The sequence below is a fragment of the Variovorax sp. PDC80 genome, from assembly GCF_900115375.1.
Classification (GTDB): Bacteria; Pseudomonadota; Gammaproteobacteria; order Burkholderiales; family Burkholderiaceae_C; genus Variovorax.
Genome location: NZ_FOWG01000002.1, coordinates 1 through 15119, shown reverse-complemented (window position 1 = coordinate 15119; position 15119 = coordinate 1). Strand labels below are relative to the sequence as shown.

The following is a 15119-nucleotide window of genomic DNA, read 5'->3' as shown; positions in this document are numbered from 1 at the left end:
GGTGTCGTTACTGCAGCGCCGACTCGATTTCCTGCATCGAAGTGTGCCGCACATCGGCACCCTTGACGATGTAGATGATGAACTCGGCGATGTTCTTGGCGTGGTCGCCGATGCGCTCGATGGCCTTGGCCAGGAACAGCAGGTCGAGGCTCGCGGAGATGGTGCGCGGGTCTTCCATCATGTAGGTGACCAGCTTGCGCACGAAGCCGTCGAACTCCTTGTCGATCAGGTCGTCGTCCTTGAGGATCGACAGCGCCGCGGCGGTGTCGAGGCGCGCGAACGCGTCGAGCGCGGTGCGCAGCAGGTTCGACGCCAGGTCGGCCGCGATGCGCAGCTCGGTGGTCGGCAGCACGCGCGAAGCACCGCTCTCGATGATCGACTTGACCATGCGCGCGATCTTGTTGGACTCGTCGCCCACGCGCTCGAGGTTGGCGGTGGTCTTGGAGATCGCGATCAGCAGGCGCAGGTCGCGCGCGGTCGGCTGGCGACGCGCGATGATCGACGACAGCTCGCGGTCGATCTCGATTTCCATCGCGTTCACGCGGTGCTCGGTTTCCATCACGCGGTCGGCCGCGTCCGAATCGAACTGCAGCAGCGCGTAGATCGCCTGGTGGATCTGCGACTCGACCATGCCGCCGAGTTCCATCACGCGCGACGAGACGCCGTTGAGTTCGCTGTCGAACTGGCTGGAGAGGTGTTTTTCAGTCATGGTGTCGTCCTCTTTGCATCCGTTGTTGCATCAGCCGAAGCGGCCGGTGATGTAGTCCTCGGTCTCCTTGCGCTGCGGCTTGAAGAACATCTGCTCGGTGGCACCGAACTCGATCAGGTCGCCCAGGTACATATAGGCGGTGTAGTCGCTGCAGCGGGCCGCCTGCTGCATGTTGTGGGTCACGATGACCACCGTGTATTCGTTCTTCAGCTCGGCGATCAGTTCCTCGATCTTGGCGGTCGAGATCGGATCCAGGGCCGAGCAGGGTTCGTCGAGCAGCAGCACTTCGGGCTTGATCGCGATGCCGCGCGCGATGCACAGGCGCTGTTGCTGGCCGCCCGAGAGGCCCGAGCCGCTTTGCTGCAGCTTGTCGCGCACTTCGGTCCACAGGGCCGCCTTCTTCAGCGCCCATTCGACGCGGTCGTCCATGTCGCTGGCCGAGAGATTCTCGAACAGCTTCACGCCGAAGGCGATGTTGTCGTAGATCGACATCGGGAACGGCGTCGGCTTCTGGAACACCATGCCGACCTTGGCGCGGATCAGCGCCACGTCCTGCTTGCTGGTCAGCAGGTTCTCGCCGTCGAGCTCGATGGCGCCCTCGGCGCGCTGCTCGGGATAGAGCTCGAACATGCGGTTGAAGGTGCGCAGCAAGGTCGACTTGCCGCAGCCCGAGGGGCCGATGAAGGCCGTGACCTTGTTCTCGGGGATCTCGAGGTTGATGCCCTTGAGCGCATGGAACTTGCCGTAGTAGAAGTTCAGGTTCTTGACCGAGATCTTCGCGGGCGCTGCGGCGGCGGTGGGAGCGGTGATGGGTGCCATGTTGCGTTTCTCTTGTTCGTTCTGTGCGGGTTGCGTGGAAGCCGCTTCGGGTTCAGTGCTTGGAGCGCGTGAGGACCCGCGCCAGGATGTTGAGGACGAGCACCGCGACGGTGATCAGGAACACGCCGGCCCAGGCGAGCTGTTGCCAGTTCTCGTAGGGGCTCATGGCGAACTTGAAGATCGTCACCGGCAGGCTGGCCATCGGCTGCGTCACGTCGGCGGTCCAGAACTGGTTGTTCAGCGCGGTGAACAGCAGCGGCGCGGTCTCGCCGGCGATGCGGGCCACGGCCAGCAGGATGCCGGTCACGACACCGGCGCGCGCGGCGCGCAGCGTGATGCTCAGGATCACCTTCCACTTCGGCGTGCCGAGGGCGTAGGCGGCTTCGCGCAGGCCAGGGGGCACCAGCTGCAGCATGTTCTCGGTGGTGCGGATCACGACCGGGATCACGATCAGCGCGAGCGACAGCGCGCCGGCCAGGCCCGAGAAGTTCTTGAAGTAGGCCACGACCACCGCGTAGACGAACAGGCCGATCACGATCGACGGTGCCGACAGCAGGATGTCGTTGACGAAGCGCGTGACCGACGACAGCATGCCCTTGGGGTTGTACTCGGCCAGGTAGATGCCGGCCATGATGCCGATCGGCGTGCCGACGAAGGTCGCCAGCAGCACCATCACGAAGGAGCCGAAGATGGCGTTCAGGATGCCACCCGGCTCGTTCGGCGGCGGGGTCATCTCGGTGAAGGCCATGATCGACAGGCCGCCGATGCCCAGGCGCAGGGTTTCCCAGAGGATCCAGACGAGCCAGAACACGCCGAACACCATCGCGGCGAGCGACAGCGTGAGGGCGATCTTGTTGACGCGGTTGCGCGAGGCGAAGCGGGCCTGGCGGGTTTCGGCCAGGGTCTTGGCGTTGATGAGGGATTGGCTTGTGCTCACGACTTCTTTCCTTCGCTCTTCTTCATCTGCGCCAGCAGCACCTTCGACAGCGACAGCACGACGAAGGTGATGAAGAACAGCACGAGGCCCAGGTACATCAGCGCGGCCTGGTGCAGGCCGGCGCCGGCTTCGGCGAACTCGTTGGCGAGCGCCGAGGTGATGCTGTTGGCCGCCTCGAACACCGAGAGCGAGTTCAGCTGGTTCATGTTGCCGATCACGAAGGTGACGGCCATGGTCTCGCCGAGCGCGCGGCCCAGGCCGAGCATGATGCCGCCGATGACGCCGGCCTTGGTGTAGGGAAGCACGACCTTGGAGACGACCTCCCAGGTGGTGGAGCCGAGGCCGTAGGCCGATTCCTTGAGCAGCGGGGGCGTGACCTCGAACACGTCGCGCATCACCGAGGCGATGAACGGGATGATCATGATCGCGAGGATGATGCCGGCCGAGAGAATGCCGATGCCCACCGGGGGACCGGACACCAGCGCGCCGAGGTAGGGCACGCCGGCCAGCAGCTTCTGCAGCGGCTGCTGGACCCAGCTCGAGAGGATGGGGCCGAACACCAGCAGGCCCCACATGCCGTAGACGATCGACGGCACGGCCGCCAGCAATTCGATGGCGGTGCCCAGCGGGCGCTTGAGCCAGCCGGGCGAAAGTTCGGTGAGGAAGAGCGCGATGCCGAAGCTCACGGGCACCGCGATCACCAGGGCGATGGCCGAGGTGGCCAGCGTGCCGTAGATCATCACGAGGCCGCCGTATTCGTTCTGGACCGGGTCCCACACGCTGCTCGTGAGGAAGCCGAGGCCGTACTTGGTGATGGCAGGCCAGGCGCCGACGATCAGCGACAGCAGGATGCCGATCAGCATCGCCAGCGTCAGCAGTGCGGCACCCTTGGCGGCCAGGCCGAACAGGCGATCGACCATGGGACCGGAGCGCGATGCCTTCATCGGCGGCGGTGCGGTGGTGCGGCCCTGCTCGGCGGAAAGATCGAGCGCGGTGGCGGCGGCGGGGAAAGTGGATGACACGTGTCGCTCCGGCAAGGACGAAAGCGGCGCGCCATCGAGCGGATTGCTGCTCATTGGCGCGCCGTGTTTTCTTTTTCTATCGGGAAGAGAAAGGCTTACTTGAAGGCAACGGGCTTGCCCGAAGCGTCCTTGACCTCACCCCAGGACTTGGCGATCGTGGCCTTCACGGCGTCGGGCATCGGCACGTAGTCCAGTTCGTCGGCCGTCTTGTCGCCGCTCTTGTAGGCCCAGTCGAAGAACTTCAGCACGGTGGTGGCATTGGCCGGCTTGTCCTGCGTCTTGTGCAGCAGGATGAAGGTGGCGCCGGTGATCGGCCATGCACCCTTGTCGGCCTGGTTCGTCAGCACCTGGTAGAAGCTCTTGTTCCAGTCGGCACCGGCGGCGGCGGCCTTGAAGGCGGTGTCGTCGGGCGAGACGAAGTTGCCGGCGGCGTTCTGCATCTGGGCGTACGTCATCTTGTTCTGCTTGACGTAGGCGTATTCCACGTAGCCGATCGAGTTCGGCAGGCGGCCCACGAAGGCGGCGACGCCTTCATTGCCCTTGCCGCCCGCGCCGGTGGGCCAGTTCACGGCCGTGCCTTCGCCGACCTTGCTCTTCCACTCGGCGTTGACCTTCGACAGGTAGTTGGTGAACAGGAAGCTGGTGCCCGAACCGTCGGCGCGGCGAACCGGGGCGATGGCAGCGTCGGGCAGGTTCAGCGAACCGTTCAGGGCCTTGATCGCGGGGTCGTTCCACTTCGTGATCTTGCCGAGGTAGATGTCGCCCAGCACCTGGCCGCTGAGCTTGAGTTCGCCGGGCTTGATGCCCTGGATGTTCACGACCGGGATCACGCCGCCGATGACGGTGGGGAACTGCATCAGGCCCTTGGCCTGGAGTTCGTCGTCCTTCAGGGGAGCGTCCGACGCGCCGAAGTCGACGGTCTTGGCTTCGATCTGCTTCAGGCCGGCGCCCGAACCGACCGACTGGTAGTTGATCTTGACGCCGGTGGCCTTGTTGAAGTCCGAAGCCCACTTGGCATACAGCGGGGCGGGGAAGCTGGCGCCGGCACCGGTCACGTCCTGGGCGAACGCGGGAAGAGCGAAAACCGCGGCGACGAGGCCGGCGGTTGCAAATTTGAACGTCGTTTTCATGAAGCTTCCTTTAGAAGTAAGAAGTAGTCCCCTTTCGGGCTTGCGACGGACTCTAGAAAGCTTGTGTGACATCGATGTGACACCCCTCTGTCGAGGGAAAATGGGGCTACGGAGCCCTCCGGCTCTGTGACGCTGTCACACAACCGTCATGCGCCCGAACTAGCCTCTCGAACCTCGCTGCGGTGGGGTTTGGAGGCGGTGGGGAAACCGTCAACGACATACGAATCAGGCTCCGCCTTCTTTACTACAACATGCAAAACGGCACCCGCCTCGCAGCGGTCGATCTCGGTTCCAACAGCTTCCGGCTCGAAATCGGCCAGGTCGATCACGGCCAGATCCACCGCACCGAATACCTGAAGGAGACCGTGCGCCAGGGCAACGGCCTGGACAGCGCACGCAACCTCACGCCCGAAGCCATGCAGCGCGGCTGGGACGCCCTCGCCCGCTTCGGCGAGCGGCTGGCCGGCTTCAAGCGCTCGCAGGTGCGGGCCGTCGCCACCCAGACGCTGCGCGAGGCGCGCAACCGCGAGGAATTCCTGCTGCGCGCGCGCACCATCCTGGGCTTCGGCATCGACGTGATCCCGGGGCGCGAGGAAGCCCGCCTGATCTATCAGGGCGTGGCGCACATGCTGCCGCACAACGACGCCTCGGACCGCGAACGCCGGCTGGTGATCGACATCGGCGGGCGCTCCACCGAAATGATCATCGGCCGCGCCCTCGAGGCCGAGCTGATGGAGTCTTACCGCGTCGGCAGCGTCGCCTGGTCGATGAAGCACTTCCCCGAGGGCCAGTTCACCGCTGCCGCCTTCCGCGCCGCCGAGGTCGCGGCCAAGGCGGTGCTCGACGACGCGCTCGGCAGCTACACGCGCGACCAGTGGGACGTGGCCTATGGCGCCTCGGGCACGATCGGCGCGGTCGGCGACGTGCTGGCCGCGGCCGGCGGCGAGCCCGGCGTGGTCAAGCGCGAGGGCCTCGACTGGCTGCTCGACCGGCTGCTCAAGGCCGGCGGCGCCGACAAGCTGCGCATCGAGGGCATGCGCGAGGACCGCAAGGCCGTCATCGGCGGCGGCCTGAGCGTGCTGCGCGCGGTGTTCGACCTGCTGGGCATCGAGGAGATGAAGGTGGCCCAGGGCGCGCTGCGCCACGGCGTGCTCTACGAACTGCTGGAACGCGACGAGAGCGTGGCCGACATGCGCACCACCACGGTCGCGCGCCTCGCCACCCGTTTCGCGGTCGACCCGGTCCAGGCCCGGCGCGTGGGCGACACGGCCGCCGCCCTGTTCGTGCAGCTGGCGCCGGCCGCGCGCGGCGGCAGCACCACCAGCCGCGCCGGCCGCGCGCTGCGCAAGCTCGGCTGGGCCGCGCAGCTGCACGAGATCGGCGCACTGGTCTCGCACAGCGACTACCACAAGCACGGCGCCTACATCCTCGACAACACCGACGCCCCCGGCTTCGCGGTCAACGAGCTCCACACCCTCGCCCAGCTGGTGCTGGGCCAGCGCGGCAAGCTGCGCAAGCTCGAGGGCTCGCTCGACGACGAGACCTTCGTGATGCAGCTGCTGGCGCTGCGGCTCGCGGTGATCCTGTGCCACGCGCGCCGCGACCCCGCGCCCGAGGCGCTGCACCTGTCGCCGCTCGGCACCCGCACTTTCTCGATCGCCTGCGCGCCCGACTGGGCCGAGGCCTTCCCGCAGTCGGCCCACCTGCTGCGCGAGGAGGTGCTGGCCTGGCAGAAGATCAGTACCTGGCGCGTGGACCTGGCGGGCTGCTGAGCCGCCCGGCCGGATGGCCGGCGGACAGCCGGCACCGCTGCCCGCGGCGACACCGTACGAGCGGCATGGCCGCGCGCAGGCTCAGAGAAGTTCGGGCGACTGCACCGTCACCACGACGGTCTGCACGTCGCCATCGCGCTCGCGCGTGCGGATCCACCACAGCGCGCCCTTGCGCACCGGGCAGCTGTCCTGCTTCAAGCCCAGCAGCAGCGAGATCGCCTGCCCCAGCGACGGCTGGTGGCCGATCATCAGCACCACCGACTTGCCGTTGGGCCAGCCGGCCGAGGCCAGCAGTGCGTCGGCGGTGGTGTCGGGCGCCAGTTCGCTGCGCAGCTTGTACTTGCGCCCGAGCGCCAGCGCGGTCTGTTCGCAGCGCCGCGCGGGGCTGCTGATGATGCGCGTACCGTCGGGCAGCTGGCGGTCGAGCCAGCTGGCCATGCGCTTGGCCTGCTTCTCGCCGCGCGCGGTGAGCGAGCGCTGCATGTCGTCGCAGCCCTCGGTCCAGTCATCGGCTTCCGCATGGCGCCAGAAGATCAGGTCCATGGTCATCGTCTTTCGAACTTCGGCTTCATTCGCCGGATGCGACGTCACGGGGCCCTCGCGCTGCATAGCGGTTCATCAGGGCGGCCTGCGCGCCGTGCGCCTCGATCGCACGCGACGCACCGGCTTCGCCCGGGTGCGTGTCGTGGTCGATGCGGGTGTAGACGCCATCGGCGCCGAGGTCCCAGGCATCGCGGCCGTCGTGCAGGTAGGCGACCAGGCACTCGTCGATGAGTCGCTGGCGCAGCACCGGGTCGGTCACGGGCCAGGCGAGCTCGATGCGCCGCATCATGTTGCGGTTCATCCAGTCGGCGCTCGAGAGATAGAGCGACTCGTCCTCGCCATGGCGGAAATAGAACACCCGCGAATGCTCGAGGAAGCGGCCGATCACCGAGCGCACGCGGATGTTGTCGGTCAGCCCCGGCACCTGGGCCGGCAGCGTGCAGGCACCGCGCACGATCAGGTCGATCTTCACGCCCTTCTGCCCCGCATGCACCAGCGCCGCGACCAGTTCCTCGTCGGTCAGCGCATTCATCTTGGCGACGATGCGCGTGGGCTCGCCGCGCTCGGCGGCCGCGGCCAGCGTGGCGATCTGCGCGCGGATGTTGCTGTGCAGGTCGAAGGGCGCGAGCCACACGCGGTTGAGCTTGGGCAGCTTGCTCTGGCTCGCGAGGTGCACGAACACCGCTTCCATGTCGGCGGTCAGCAGCGGGTCGGCCGTGAGGTGGCTGATGTCGGTGTACAGGCGCGCGGTGCGCGGGTTGTAGTTGCCGGTCGACAGGTGGCCGTAGCGGCGCATCTGCTTGCCCTCGCGGCGCGTCACCAGCAGCATCTTGGCGTGGGTCTTCAGGCCCACCACGCCGTACACCACCTGGGCGCCGATCGACTCGAGCATCTCGGCCCAGTTGATGTTGGCCTCTTCGTCGAAGCGCGCCTTGAGCTCCACCACCACGGTGACTTCCTTGCCGCGGCGCACCGCCTCGCGCAGCAGCTCCATCAGCTCGGAGTCGGCGCCGGTGCGGTAGATGGTCTGCTTGATCGCCAGCACCTGCGGGTCGTGCACCGCCTCGCGCAGGAAGGCCAGCACGCCCTCGAAGCTCTCGAAGGGCTGGTGGATCAGCACGTCGCCGCGCTGCAGCCGCTCGAAGAAGGACTGTGCGGGCGACAGCGTGATCGGGTAGGAGGCCTGGTACGGCTTGAAGCGCAGCTTCGGCTCGTCGAGCAGGTCGGCCAGCTGGGTGAAGCGCGCGAGGTTGACCGGGCCGTGCACGCGGTACAGCGCCTCGGGCGGCAGGTTGAACTGCTCGAGCAGGAAGCTCGCGAGCGACTCGGCGCAGCTGGCCGACACCTCCAGGCGCACCGCCTGACCGAAGTGCCGGTGCTGCAGGCCCTGGCGCAGCGCGGTGCGCAGGTTCTTCACGTCCTCCTCGTCCACCGCGAGGTCGGAATGGCGCGTGACGCGGAACTGCGAGAAATCGCCGACCTCGCGCCCCGTGAACATCGAGGACAGGTGCGCGCGCACCACGCTCGACAGCGCCACGAACAGCGTCTTGCCGTCCGACACCTTGGCCGGCATCTTGATCAGCCGCGGCAGCACGCGCGGCACCTTCACGATCTGGATCGGGTTCTCGCGCCCGAAGGCGTCCTTGCCGCCCAGGCGCACGATGAAGTTCAGCGACTTGTTCGCGACCTGCGGGAACGGATGCGAGGGGTCGAGCCCCACGGGCAGCAGCAGCGGGCGCACCTCGCGCTCGAAATACTCGGCCACCCACTTGCGCTGCGCCGGGTTGCGCTCGCCGTGCGAAATGATGTGGATGCCGTGCGTGCCGAAGGTCGGCATCAGCTCGTCGTTGTAGAGCGCGTACTGGCGCGCCACCAGCGTGTGGACCGCCTCGGCCAGCCGGCGGAAGGACTCGACCGTGTAGGTGCCCTTGTGGTCGTCGGCGCTGCCCGCGATCAGGTGCGGCGCGGCGCGGACCTCGAAGAACTCGTCGAGGTTCGACGAGACGATGCACAGGTAGCGCAGGCGCTCGATCAGCGGCACCTCGGGGCGGTGCGCCCAGTCGAGCACCCGCTCGTTGAACGACAGGATGCTGTGGTCGCGGTCAAGCAAAGTGAATTTCGGCGTCTCGGCCACGGAAGGCAGCGAATCGGCCGGATCGGAAGGCATGGACACGGATTCTGGAACAAGCGGCACCATGGCCGTGCTCGATAAAGGGAATGTGACAGTGTCATGCGGGTTTGTGACATTTGCATGACTTTCCCGTGACGCCGTCAACATGCCTACTTTCGACTGCTCTTCCCCGTCCGGCGGCAGGACGGACGACCCGTTCGCGGGTCGGACGACCGCTGGTTTCATGCGCCCAGGAAATGCTTGCGGTAGCGCGCCGGCAGATCGTCGATGCGCATCAGCATCGGCAGGTCGGCGGTGTTGAAGTCCGGATCCCAGGCCGGCGCGCCGAGCACCTTGGCGCCCAGGCGCAGGTAGCCCTTGATCAGCGCGGGCGGTTCCACGTCGAGGCTGCCGTCGAGGCGCTCGACCGGCAGCGCGAGCCGCGGCTGCACCTGGTACTGGATCGGCGCCATGTGGCTGGCCGAGAGCTGGCGCCAGATGCTGGCCGCCGCGTCGCCGCAGGTCACGCCGTTGTGCGACATCGGGATGCTGGCGCAGCCGATCATCGTGTCGAGCTTGTTGCGGTGCATGAAACCGGCCAGCGCGCCCCACAGCGCCAGGATCACGCCGCCCTGGCGGTGCTCGGGGTGCACGCAGCTGCGGCCCAGCTCGACCATGCGCTCGCGCAGGTCGCGCAGGCGGGTCAGGTCGAATTCGGTGTCGCTGTAGGTGCTGCCCACGCGGCGCGCCTGGGCCGGCGTCAGCACGCGGTAGGTGCCGATCACCTGCTGCGTCAGTTCGTCGCGCACCAGCAGGTGTTCGCAGAAATCGTCGAACAGGTCCACGTCGTGGCCGGGCAGCGAGGTGGAGATGCGGGCACCCATCTCGCCGACGAATACTTCATAGCGCAGGCGCTGGGCCGCGCGAACATCGTCCTGGTGACGTGCCCAACCGACGGTGATGCCCTGCTTGGCCTCGATGACGGGGGCCGGCACGACGACCGCGGGGCTGACGGCAGCGGGGACCTTGGGCGTCGCGGTGACGGCGGCGGCGGTGCCGGCGACAACGGGCGCGGGCCAGAGGGCTGCGCGGAGCCCGATCTGCGACAGCGGAAATGTCGGGTTGGGCAGTTCTTTCATGTGGAAACCCTTTCTGCTGGGCGAGTCTCGGCACCCGTGGTGAAAAGCGCGTGTCATGGCCGTGGCAATTGCATGACGATGTGACGGGCCGCCGGCCTTCCTTTCGGGGGTGCTCCGCCGCCGCTTCTTTGACGTCTAATGGCTTTCATCGCCGAACCCGCACCGACCTGGAGTCCTCGCCCGATGGCCCTCACCGACGCTTCCACCGCCGCACCGGCTCCCGCCGGCGGTAACCGACAGTTGCAGACCTTTCCGGTGCTCAACGACAGCGAGATCGCGCGCATCGCGCGTTTCGGCAGCGTGCAGCACTTCGCGCGCGGCAGCCGGCTGTTCACCGCCGGCGAGGTCGGCGCCGGCATGTTCGTGCTGCTCAAGGGCGTGGTCTCGGTCACCCAGCGCGACGGCCTGGGCCACGTGGTGCCGATCGTGCGGCAGGGGCCAGGCGAATTCCTGGCCGAGGTCGGCCAGCTCAGCGGCCGCCCCGCCCTGGTCGACGGCCATGCCGAGGAGGACGTCGAGGCGCTGGTGCTGCCGCCCGCGCAACTGCGCGCCCTGCTGGTGGCCGAGGCCGACCTCGGCGAGCGCATCACCCGCGCGCTGATCTTGCGGCGCGTGGCGCTGATCGAATCGGGCGCCGCCGGCCCGGTGCTGATCGGCCAGCCGCAGTCGCCCGACATGGCGCGGCTCGAGAACTTCCTGCGCCGCAACGGCCATCCCTATCACCTGGTCGACGCCGACCAGGACCCCGACGCAGCCGCGCTGCTCGCGCAGTACGGCGGCCACCAGCTGCTGGCCGTGTGCCCCAACGGCTCGGTGCTGGTGAACCCGGCCGAGGACGCGCTGGCGCTGTGCCTGGGCATGGTCGATGCCACGGCGCACGACGAGCTCTACGACGTGGCCGTGGTCGGCGCCGGCCCGGCCGGCCTCGCGACCGCCGTCTATGCCGCCTCCGAGGGGCTGCGCGTGATCGTGCTCGACTGCCGCGCCTTCGGCGGCCAGGCCGGCGCCAGCGCGCGCATCGAGAACTACCTGGGTTTTCCCACCGGCATCTCGGGCCAGGCACTGGCCGGCCGGGCCTTCGTGCAGGCGCAGAAGTTCGGCGTCGAGATGCTGATCCCGGCCAAGGTGGCCTCGCTCGACTGCGCGCGCACCAACCCCGACGGCAGCCTCGCGATCGCGCTGGCCGACGGGCGCCGCATTTCGGCGCGCACCGTCGTCGTCGCCAGCGGTGCGCGCTACCGCCGGCCCGGCGTGCCCAGGCTGCACGAATTCGAGGGCCGCGGCATCTGGTACTGGGCCTCGGCCATCGAGGCCAAGCTCTGCGCGCAGCAGGAGGTCGCGCTGGTCGGCGGCGGCAACTCGGCCGGCCAGGCCGCCGTGTTCCTCTCGCACCATGCGGCCAAGGTCAACGTGCTGGTGCGCGGCCCCTCGCTCGCGGCCAGCATGTCGCGCTATCTGATCGACCGCATCGAGGCCACGCCCAACATCTCGCTGCAGCCCCATACCGAACTCGTGCGGCTGCACGGCGATCCCGACGACGGCCTCACCGGCGCCACCTGGCGCTGCCACAGCACCGGCGCCGAGCATGACTGCCCCGCGCGCAACATCTTCCTGTTCGTCGGCGCCGAGCCCGAGACCGACTGGCTCGCGGGCTGCGGCGTCGCGGTCGACAAGCACGGCTTCGTGCAGACCGGCCCCGACGCCAGCGCCGGCTTTCCGGCGCGCCCGGCCACCGCGCTCGAGACCAGCGTGCCCGGCGTCTTCGCGGTCGGCGACGTGCGCTCGGGCTCGGTCAAGCGCGTGGGCGGCGCGATCGGCGAAGGCGCGGCGGTGGTCGCACTGATCCACCAGCACCTGGCCTCCAACTCGGCGGTGGCCTGAGTCCCCGATCCCTCCACCATTCATCCAGGAGAACCCGCGCATGCGCATCAAGCCCTGCGAACACGTCCCCGCGGAGATCGCCGCGCCCCACACCCTGCGCGGCTGCGAGGAATGCCTCCAGACCGGCGACAGCTGGGTGCATCTTCGCCTGTGCGTGCACTGCGGCCACGTCGGCTGCTGCGATTCGTCGAAGAACCGGCATGCCACGCGCCATTCGCAGGCCGAGGGCCATGCCGTGATCCAGTCGCTCGAGCCCGGCGAGGACTGGATGTGGTGCAACGCGCACGAGCGGCAGGTGGGCTGAGGCGCGCGCCGGTCATTGGCCGTGCTGCGCACGTCCGCGCGGCCGCCTGTATATGCTGGCTGCCGCGTCGAGGAGCCCCTCTTCGCCGCCCCATCCAGACCGGAGACTCGACAACATGCCCGAACCGAAGACCATCGAGGTCTATTCCTGGCCCACGCCCAACGGCCACAAGATCCACATCATGCTCGAGGAGTGCGGCCTGCCCTACCGCGCGCACCCCATCGACATCGGCAAGGGCGACCAGTTCGCGCCCGACTTCCTGCAGATCAGCCCCAACAACAAGATCCCCGCCATCACCGACCCCGACGGTCCGGGCGGCGCGCCGATCTCGCTGTTCGAATCGGGCGCCATCCTCGTCTACTTGGCCGGCAAGACCGGCCAATTTTTGCCCCAGGGCGACCGCGCGCGCTACGACGTGCTGCAGTGGCTGATGTTCCAGATGGGCGGCGTCGGCCCCATGCTCGGCCAGGCGCATCACTTCCGCCTCTACGCGCCCGAGAAGATCGCCTATGCCATCGACCGCTACACCAACGAGGCCAAGCGCCTCTACGGCGTGATCGACAAGCAGCTGTCGAAGCACAGTTTCATCGCCGGCCCCGACTACAGCATCGCCGACATCGCCATCTTCCCGTGGCTGCGCAGCTGGCAGAACCAGGGCATCACCCTCGAGGACTACCCGCGCCTGAAGGACTGGTTCGACGGCATCGCCGAGCGCCCCGCCGTGCAGCGCGGCGTGAAGGTGCTGGCCGATCTGCGCAAGCCCATCACCGACGACAAGGCGCGCGAAGTGCTTTTCGGCAAGACCCAGTACGAGAAGCGCTGAGACCGCCTCATATTCGGGCTAGAATAGAAGGCTTGTCGGGGTGTAGCGCAGCCTGGTAGCGCATCTGGTTTGGGACCAGAGGGTCGAAGGTTCGAATCCTTTCGCCCCGACCAAGAATCTTCTTTCCTGCTTTGCTTTCTGTTCCGCCTGGAATCTGCCCGTAGCTCAGTTGGATAGAGCACCTGCCTTCTAAGCAGGTTGTCGGGGGTTCGATCCCCTCCGGGCAGGCCAATCTCAGCCTGCTTTCTTCTTGCAGGAACTCCCTCTCCGAGCGCAGCGCCCTGACGGCCGCCTCGAAAAGCTACCGCTTTCCGCAACGTTCCAATGCCGACTGAACCAAGGCGCGAGGCCCTGGCGGCAGGGGATGATCCATGCGAAAGCTCATTTCGTAGGGCGTCCCGAAGCCATCGCTCGCCACGGGCGTTTTCGAATCGGCGCCCGCTGCGCACAGCATCTCGATCAGCTCGATATTCGGCCAGAGCGAGAACGCAGTGATATGAAGCGGGGTCATTCCGTATAAAAGCCTGTGGGCCCGCCTCGGGTCCGCACCGCGCTCGAGCAGAAGTGCCACGATCCGATTGGCACCCCAGTCGCTCCCTGACCATCCAGCCCAACTGACAACGTTCAGCAGCGGCGTGTTTCCATACTCGTCCTCGGCTTCGATGTCGGCACCCGCGTCGATGGCTTGGCGCATTCTTTCGAGGAAAGCATCGACGGTTTCCGGGTTGGTCACTGTGCCTGGGCGATCGAAATGGAGATCGATCAATCGCGGCCGGCCTGCGGCGCCCCCTGGTCCTTGAGCGTACGAATCCAGAGCGGTACACACCGCGGCAATCGTGAAGATGAGGAGCGCGACGACGAACGGCCACGGTCTGCGCGCTCTACGCACCGAGGGACACGCATTGGCCGATATCGAAGGAATCACTCTGCGCCCCTGGCAATGAAGAGCGTCCAGTCTATGAATGACGCCAGCAACGAACGCCAGCTTGCTCGACAGGTACCGAAAGCCGGTACCTCGGGTTGCGCCGCATGATCCAGCGCCCTCTCACCTCCCGGGTTGAAGCATGTGGCCACGCTACGATGAAGCGATGCCCCTCCACCGAAACCGACACGCCATTGCCCTGTTATCTGCCGCGGCCCTCGTCAGCGCCTGCAGCACGCCTTCCGATCGTCAAGCCGATCAAACTGTGGGCACAACGAAACCCCAAACCACCACCCTCTCCCCCGCCCAAGCCCTGACACCCCAAGCCCAAGGCCAGCGCATCCACTGGAGCGGCGGCATCAACGCCATCGAGCCACAGGAAGGTTCTCGCCAGTGCTTCACCCTGCTGCACGCCACCTTCGATGCGCAAGGCGTGCTGCAGTGGCCCCGCGACGAACAGCAGTTCATCGCTTGCGGCGCGGGGGACTACGACCGGGACCTCGTGGCCCTGTACACGCTGGTGAGCTTCGACGGCCGCGTGGTCGGGCAGCGGATGTTCCTGGGCAAGCCGGTGCCTGTGATCGAGATCGAGGCCTTGTACAGGCACTCCGACTGCGTGCAGGGCGACGAAAAGATTCCCGCGTGCTACTCGGGCTTGCTGCAGCCTCGAAAGCCCTGACGGCGCGCCGAATCCGAAACGGGCTTGCGCGCGTATCAATGGCGCGTCATGGCAACGAGCATTCCCGCTCCGCGCGGACATCGAAGACGCGGGAGACCCATGAAAGCTTCGATTCGCCTCGCGCGCCAACCCTGGATGTTCGGCGCCCTGCTCGGCAGCGCCGCGGCCTGGGCCCAGCCCGTCCACCTGCCCCCGATCGAGGTCAGCGGCCCACGGGATGCGGCCATCGGCACCGCCGACAGCGCGAGCGAAGGCGCGGTGGAGAAAGCCTCGTTCCAGGCCCGCCCCAAGCTGCGCCCCGGCGACATCGTCGAGGCCGTGCCCGGCGT

General features: G+C 67.4%; 14 protein-coding genes, 2 tRNA genes and 1 pseudogene. 8 read left to right on the top strand and 9 right to left on the bottom strand.

The genetic code is table 11. The annotated features are described in order from the left end of the window. Positions 1-7: 7 nt before the first annotated feature. Genes phoU through pstS form a run of 5 tightly spaced genes read right to left on the bottom strand, consistent with a single transcriptional unit; the run spans position 8 to position 4617 of the window. Entirely contained in the window at positions 8-709 is a 702-nt protein-coding gene (gene phoU, locus BM109_RS05650) for a phosphate signaling complex protein PhoU (protein WP_093341308.1), read from the bottom strand. Between the two features lie 30 nt (positions 710-739). After that, entirely contained in the window at positions 740-1528 is a 789-nt protein-coding gene (gene pstB, locus BM109_RS05645) for a phosphate ABC transporter ATP-binding protein PstB (protein WP_093341306.1), read from the bottom strand. 52 nt (positions 1529-1580) lie between these two features. After that, positions 1581-2465 carry a phosphate ABC transporter permease PstA gene (gene pstA / locus BM109_RS05640; protein ID WP_093341305.1) on the bottom strand — a complete coding sequence of 295 codons (885 nt, stop codon included), beginning with the start codon at positions 2463-2465 and terminating at the stop codon, positions 1581-1583. Further along, positions 2462-3541, bottom strand: coding sequence for a phosphate ABC transporter permease subunit PstC (gene pstC / locus BM109_RS05635; RefSeq protein WP_093341303.1), 1080 nt, complete (start codon positions 3539-3541; stop codon positions 2462-2464). Before pstC ends, pstA begins: the two co-directional genes overlap by 4 nt. 41 nt (positions 3542-3582) lie before the next feature. After that, the gene (gene pstS, locus BM109_RS05630) at positions 3583-4617 is read right to left on the bottom strand and encodes a phosphate ABC transporter substrate-binding protein PstS (protein ID WP_093341301.1); all 1035 of its coding nucleotides are present in this window, start codon (positions 4615-4617) and stop codon (positions 3583-3585) included. A 251-nt stretch (positions 4618-4868) separates the two neighbouring features. On the opposite strand from pstS, the gene BM109_RS05625 reads away from it, so the two are divergent. Next, positions 4869-6389 (top strand): Ppx/GppA phosphatase family protein, encoded by a 1521-nt coding sequence (locus BM109_RS05625; protein ID WP_093341299.1) that lies wholly within the window; start codon positions 4869-4871, stop codon positions 6387-6389. 81 nt (positions 6390-6470) lie between these two features. On the opposite strand, the gene BM109_RS05620 is transcribed toward BM109_RS05625, so the two are convergent. The 3 genes from BM109_RS05620 to BM109_RS05610 all read right to left on the bottom strand — a co-directional run bounded on the left by BM109_RS05620 (position 6471) and on the right by BM109_RS05610 (position 10181). Further along, on the bottom strand, positions 6471-6932 hold the full coding sequence (locus BM109_RS05620) for a SixA phosphatase family protein (RefSeq protein ID WP_057594239.1): 462 nt from the start codon (positions 6930-6932) through the stop codon (positions 6471-6473). Between the two features lie 25 nt (positions 6933-6957). Beyond that, complete coding sequence (ppk1, locus tag BM109_RS05615; protein WP_093341297.1) at positions 6958-9099, bottom strand: polyphosphate kinase 1; 2142 nt, start codon at positions 9097-9099, stop codon at positions 6958-6960. Positions 9100-9284: 185 nt separating this feature from the next. Then, positions 9285-10181, bottom strand: a complete 897-nt coding sequence (locus tag BM109_RS05610; RefSeq protein WP_093341295.1) for a GNAT family N-acetyltransferase — start codon at positions 10179-10181, stop codon at positions 9285-9287. 183 nt (positions 10182-10364) lie between these two features. Between BM109_RS05610 and BM109_RS05605 the strand changes: the two genes are divergently transcribed. The 5 genes from BM109_RS05605 (at position 10365) to BM109_RS05585 (ending at position 13420) form a co-directional block, all read left to right on the top strand. Further along, on the top strand, positions 10365-12062 hold the full coding sequence (locus BM109_RS05605; protein ID WP_093341292.1) for an FAD-dependent oxidoreductase: 1698 nt from the start codon (positions 10365-10367) through the stop codon (positions 12060-12062). A gap of 40 nt (positions 12063-12102) precedes the next feature. Beyond that, on the top strand, positions 12103-12366 hold the full coding sequence (locus tag BM109_RS05600) for a UBP-type zinc finger domain-containing protein (RefSeq protein WP_057594236.1): 264 nt from the start codon (positions 12103-12105) through the stop codon (positions 12364-12366). Positions 12367-12481: 115 nt separating this feature from the next. Beyond that, on the top strand, positions 12482-13189 hold the full coding sequence (locus tag BM109_RS05595; RefSeq protein WP_093341290.1) for a glutathione binding-like protein: 708 nt from the start codon (positions 12482-12484) through the stop codon (positions 13187-13189). Between the two features lie 36 nt (positions 13190-13225). Beyond that, positions 13226-13302: transfer RNA gene (locus BM109_RS05590), tRNA-Pro, on the top strand. A 41-nt stretch (positions 13303-13343) separates the two neighbouring features. Continuing rightward, a tRNA-Arg gene (locus BM109_RS05585) sits at positions 13344-13420 on the top strand. A 70-nt stretch (positions 13421-13490) separates the two neighbouring features. Here BM109_RS05585 and BM109_RS40645 read toward each other — a convergent pair. Beyond that, positions 13491-13955, bottom strand: a complete 465-nt coding sequence (locus BM109_RS40645) for an ankyrin repeat domain-containing protein (RefSeq protein WP_143129085.1) — start codon at positions 13953-13955, stop codon at positions 13491-13493. Positions 13956-14277: 322 nt separating this feature from the next. Here BM109_RS40645 and BM109_RS41575 point away from each other — a divergent pair, with 322 nt between their 5' ends. Together BM109_RS41575 and BM109_RS05575 are read left to right on the top strand one after the other, a co-directional pair. Beyond that, positions 14278-14790: a hypothetical protein gene (locus BM109_RS41575; protein ID WP_256222383.1), complete on the top strand. Its 513-nt coding sequence runs from the start codon at positions 14278-14280 to the stop codon at positions 14788-14790. 99 nt (positions 14791-14889) lie between these two features. Further along, positions 14890-15119: pseudogene (locus BM109_RS05575) on the top strand (TonB-dependent receptor); the annotation flags it as partial.

Bases quoted from the DNA above. Each gene is read 5' to 3' on its own strand.
- BM109_RS05610 (WP_093341295.1), bottom strand. From the start codon at position 10,181: ATGAAAGAACTGCCCAACCCGACATTTCCGCTGTCGCAGATCGGGCTC.
- BM109_RS05620 (WP_057594239.1), bottom strand. From the start codon at position 6,932: ATGGACCTGATCTTCTGGCGCCATGCGGAAGCCGATGACTGGACCGAG.
- BM109_RS05625 (WP_093341299.1), top strand. From the start codon at position 4,869: ATGCAAAACGGCACCCGCCTCGCAGCGGTCGATCTCGGTTCCAACAGC.
- phoU (WP_093341308.1), bottom strand. From the start codon at position 709: ATGACTGAAAAACACCTCTCCAGCCAGTTCGACAGCGAACTCAACGGC.
- pstB (WP_093341306.1), bottom strand. From the start codon at position 1,528: ATGGCACCCATCACCGCTCCCACCGCCGCCGCAGCGCCCGCGAAGATC.
- BM109_RS05600 (WP_057594236.1), top strand. From the start codon at position 12,103: ATGCGCATCAAGCCCTGCGAACACGTCCCCGCGGAGATCGCCGCGCCC.
- BM109_RS05595 (WP_093341290.1), top strand. From the start codon at position 12,482: ATGCCCGAACCGAAGACCATCGAGGTCTATTCCTGGCCCACGCCCAAC.
- BM109_RS41575 (WP_256222383.1), top strand. From the start codon at position 14,278: ATGCCCCTCCACCGAAACCGACACGCCATTGCCCTGTTATCTGCCGCG.
- BM109_RS05605 (WP_093341292.1), top strand. From the start codon at position 10,365: ATGGCCCTCACCGACGCTTCCACCGCCGCACCGGCTCCCGCCGGCGGT.
- pstC (WP_093341303.1), bottom strand. From the start codon at position 3,541: ATGAGCAGCAATCCGCTCGATGGCGCGCCGCTTTCGTCCTTGCCGGAG.
- pstS (WP_093341301.1), bottom strand. From the start codon at position 4,617: ATGAAAACGACGTTCAAATTTGCAACCGCCGGCCTCGTCGCCGCGGTT.
- ppk1 (WP_093341297.1), bottom strand. From the start codon at position 9,099: ATGCCTTCCGATCCGGCCGATTCGCTGCCTTCCGTGGCCGAGACGCCG.